At 28.2% G+C, this 3,551-nt stretch carries 11 protein-coding genes; all 11 read left to right on the forward strand.

Annotated elements, in window-relative coordinates:
• A partial coding sequence (locus T473_RS18710; protein WP_038300752.1) for a hypothetical protein occupies positions 1 to 458 on the forward strand: 458 nt, incomplete at its 5' end.
• Position 459: 1 nt separating this feature from the next.
• The gene (locus tag T473_RS0115175) at positions 460 to 972 is read left to right on the forward strand and encodes a 3'-5' exonuclease (protein WP_024622445.1); all 513 of its coding nucleotides are present in this window, start codon (positions 460 to 462) and stop codon (positions 970 to 972) included.
• A gap of 12 nt (positions 973 to 984) precedes the next feature.
• A complete protein-coding gene (locus tag T473_RS0115180) occupies positions 985 to 1,197 on the forward strand; it encodes a hypothetical protein (protein WP_024622603.1) in 213 nt (70 codons plus the stop codon).
• Positions 1,198 to 1,362: 165 nt separating this feature from the next.
• Positions 1,363 to 1,560: a hypothetical protein gene (locus tag T473_RS0115190; protein ID WP_024622443.1), complete on the forward strand. Its 198-nt coding sequence runs from the start codon at positions 1,363 to 1,365 to the stop codon at positions 1,558 to 1,560.
• Positions 1,561 to 1,596: 36 nt separating this feature from the next.
• On the forward strand, positions 1,597 to 1,758 hold the full coding sequence (locus T473_RS18715; RefSeq protein ID WP_161627568.1) for a hypothetical protein: 162 nt from the start codon (positions 1,597 to 1,599) through the stop codon (positions 1,756 to 1,758).
• Between the two features lie 3 nt (positions 1,759 to 1,761).
• On the forward strand, positions 1,762 to 1,995 hold the full coding sequence (locus T473_RS0115200) for a hypothetical protein (RefSeq protein ID WP_024622442.1): 234 nt from the start codon (positions 1,762 to 1,764) through the stop codon (positions 1,993 to 1,995).
• A gap of 3 nt (positions 1,996 to 1,998) precedes the next feature.
• The gene (locus T473_RS0115205; protein ID WP_024622441.1) at positions 1,999 to 2,250 is read left to right on the forward strand and encodes a hypothetical protein; all 252 of its coding nucleotides are present in this window, start codon (positions 1,999 to 2,001) and stop codon (positions 2,248 to 2,250) included.
• Positions 2,251 to 2,253: 3 nt separating this feature from the next.
• Complete coding sequence (locus T473_RS17485; protein ID WP_024622440.1) at positions 2,254 to 2,709, forward strand: Panacea domain-containing protein; 456 nt, start codon at positions 2,254 to 2,256, stop codon at positions 2,707 to 2,709.
• Positions 2,710 to 2,970: a hypothetical protein gene (locus T473_RS0115215; RefSeq protein WP_024622439.1), complete on the forward strand. Its 261-nt coding sequence runs from the start codon at positions 2,710 to 2,712 to the stop codon at positions 2,968 to 2,970.
• Positions 2,958 to 3,140 (forward strand): hypothetical protein, encoded by a 183-nt coding sequence (locus T473_RS0115220; protein ID WP_024622438.1) that lies wholly within the window; start codon positions 2,958 to 2,960, stop codon positions 3,138 to 3,140. Before T473_RS0115215 ends, T473_RS0115220 begins: the two co-directional genes overlap by 13 nt.
• Before the next feature lie 84 nt (positions 3,141 to 3,224).
• Positions 3,225 to 3,518, forward strand: coding sequence for a hypothetical protein (locus T473_RS0115225; RefSeq protein ID WP_024622437.1), 294 nt, complete (start codon positions 3,225 to 3,227; stop codon positions 3,516 to 3,518).
• Positions 3,519 to 3,551: the final 33 nt, after the last annotated feature.

Consider the following 3,551-nt stretch of genomic DNA (forward strand, 5'->3'; position numbering starts at 1 on the left):
ATGATTTTCATAAGAGTGTTTCTAACTATTTACTTGGTGGAGATAAAAAGTACACTTTAGAAATGTTCTGCGAGACATCAAGACTAATGCTGCTAAAAGGCAATGAGCTGCCAAATATAGAAAGTAAAATATCTCTTTATGACCGCTTAGAAGAAGACTATATACATGATATAGAAAATGAGAAAAATTATAGCGTTGAAGAAAAGGTAAAAATATTTGATGAATTACAAATAGCTAGAAGAGAAAGAAGAAAACTTAAACATAGAAGGCAGATATGTGACAAGATAAATAGGCTTGTTACGTCCATGAATATAAAAAAGGCTCATCTTGATAATCTTTTAAATGAAAATAATAAATTAAAAGAAATAGCAGAAAAGAAACCATACAACAAAAGAACAGATGATTTTGAAAGAGATGAATGGCAAAAACAATTAAAGAAATTTAACTTAGGAGGATAAAATGAAAGATTATATTGTATTGGATTTAGAGACAACAGGTCTAAAGCCTAAAAGTGGAAGTGAAATAATTGAAATAGGAATTACAGAGATAACAAAAGGAGAAATATCCAACAACTTTTCTAAACTAATAAAACCTAAAGAGTGTATCCCAAAGTTTATTACAAATTTAACTCATATAACGAATTACATGGTAAAAGATTCTGATTCGATAGAAAGTACGTTACCTAAGTTTAGAAACTACATAGGAGATAAAACAGTCATAGCTCATAATGCTAAATTTGATATAGGTTTTATAAATCATTATTTAGAAAAGAATAATCTTGATCCTATTACGGACTATATATGCACTTTGGATATATTGCGTAAAGATAAAGATTATAGGGGCATAGACAGAAAATTAGCCACAGCATGTGATTACTATGGTATACCATTAGAAAATGCTCATAGAGCTGATTGTGACACTCTGGCTACTGCTAAATTATTTTTAAAAATAACAAATGGAACAAAACAGTAAGGGAGTAAAGAGATGTTAGTTAGAGAAGAGAACTTATGCTTTGAAATATCACAAGCTATAAATGAAAGTATTTACTCGTATGGGTACGTAAATAAAAATGATTTGAAAGGTTATGTAAATTTTATTTTCGAGATCGAGGGAATAAAATCTAAGAATAGAGATAAAATGAAAGATTTTGTTTATGAGAGAGTTTTGAAAAGTAGTGAGTATTTTTTGAAAATATAAAGACTAATGAAGTGAAGAAGTATATATATTTGAAAGAGGCATGTGCTGAGTTAAATATTAAAGAGGGTTGCATTCGCAAATGTATAAATAAAGATGTTGTTTATAAGAAGACTTATAGAATAACAAAATTACCAAGGTATCAAAGATTTGAAGGAGTGCAAAAGTATGATCAGTGAAAATTTTAGAGCTATGCAAATATCTAAATTAACAGAGGTTAAGAATAAAACGGAACAATTAGATTACATTCTGAACAAAGAAGGTCTTGATTGTAAGGATGTTATAGAGTTCGTAAATATACATGGTAAAGCAATATCAGAATTGCAAAGTATTGCCAAAGAGTTATTGTACGTAACTATGCAATGAAATAGTTATTTTATTTTGGAAAGGGGGTTATGAGTAGTGAATTTAACTAATGTTAAAACTGTAGACCTATTAAGAGAGTTAAAGAAAAGAAAACAAGAAGTATCTTGGGATCAATTTATAGACGGTGATGAAGAGACATATCATTTTGATTCAGACACACATGTTTTTATTATAGAAGAAAAAGATCTGGAGGGTTAAAATATGAAAGTTAAAGAGTTTATAGAAGTTGGTAAAAATAATTTCATTCATTATCTCATACATGGTGAAGGTTGCTTAACTACAAATATAGCTTTAAAGCGTTTTGGGGATGAAGAAATTAAAGAGATCGACTTTGTCGTTGATATGCAAAATGAGAGATTAGCAGATTCGGATAGGTTGTTTAAACCGACATTGAGTATAGTTCCTAAAATATATCTTACGGATTCGGAGGATTAGAGTATGGCTAAAGTAGTATTGCATAGAGATGATTTATTACCTATAGATGATAATCATAAGGGTTATTTTGCTAAACATAGAAATCTTGTAAATTTAGAAACTTATGAGGAGAGGTCAGTATATTCTCCAGTTGTTTATTATAAGAGAAGATATTTATATATAAATGAAGGAGATTCTAATATACCTGAGTTTAAAACGCTAGAAGAGGCTTTGAAATATGCAAAAGATGGATATGAGAAGTTGATGAGGGATTAAAGTATGGTCATAGGAAAATGCGATGCAATGGATGTAGCAGAATTTGTTATCGTTTATTGTGAAAAGAAAGAGAATCCAATAACAAATCTCCAATTACAAAAAATACTATATTATATACAATGCGAATATCTAAAAGAGACAAATAAATGGTTATTTGAAAATTGTATAGAGGCATGGGATTATGGAGCTGCAGTTCCAGACGTTTATTTTACATATAGTAAATTTATAAGTTATAAAATAACAGGAGTAATTCCAAAATACAATAATATATTTTCGGATTTGGATAAAGAAATAATGACAAAAGTAATAGTCAGAATAAGCAAACAAAATGTATGGACTGTTATAGAAAAAATGAAAAATGAAAATCCATATAAATTAAACTATTCCAGTGTTAATAGAAGAAATGAGATCCCTTATTATGATATAGAGGAATGGGTAAAAAAGGAGAGGATAATATAAATGGCTATAAATATGATGTGTGTAAATAGCGAATGTAGGCATTATTACGAGGATTTATGTGATAAAAATTTAAATGAAGAATTCCATAGCATCGATAAAAATGGTAAATGCTTGAGTTTTGAACGTGGTAAGAATCCATGCTATGCTTTAGCAGATAAAGAGGAGTATAAACGTCTTTTAGAAGCAGAAGAAAAGCTTAAATTATTAGAGAATTATAATGAAAATGAGGGCAAAGAGAGGTGTAAAACATGGTCTATTTAAAAATAAACATGCTTGATGGCAAAAGCTTTATTGTAGAAAGTGAAGAAAGTAATATTATAAATATTTTGGAATCAATCTTTAATGAAAAAGCAAAAGTGACTAATTCAATTATGAAATTAAGAGAAGGTATTAACGATTTATCAAATAACTTTATAAGTGATAATGTCTGATAAAATTTCTAGTATTGAATATCAAGGCTACGAAGAACAGAAATATGAATAAAAATAGTTTTTTATTGTAGGAGGTGACAATTTATGAAATGTGATAGATGTAATGAAGATGTAGAGATATTAGATGATGGAAATATTATCTCTGATGAATCAATCTGCAAAACATGTGCTTTAAAGTTAACTGATTTAACAAAAATGGCTATAAGACAATATGAGAATGAATTACAAAAAAGTGAAGACTTTTTAAGAAAATGCACAGATACATATAATAAATATAAGCACTTTGTAGAAAGTGGAGAGAAGTCCATTAACAAAGATAAGGAACTTCTTGATTATTATAGAAAAAGATTAGAAATGATAAATAATTTTGGAGGGTAGAGAGTGAATTTAAAAGAATTAAAAGATGCAATA

The sequence above is a fragment of the Clostridioides mangenotii TR genome (assembly GCF_000498755.1).
Taxonomy (GTDB): Bacteria; Bacillota; Clostridia; order Peptostreptococcales; family Peptostreptococcaceae; genus Metaclostridioides; species Metaclostridioides mangenotii_A.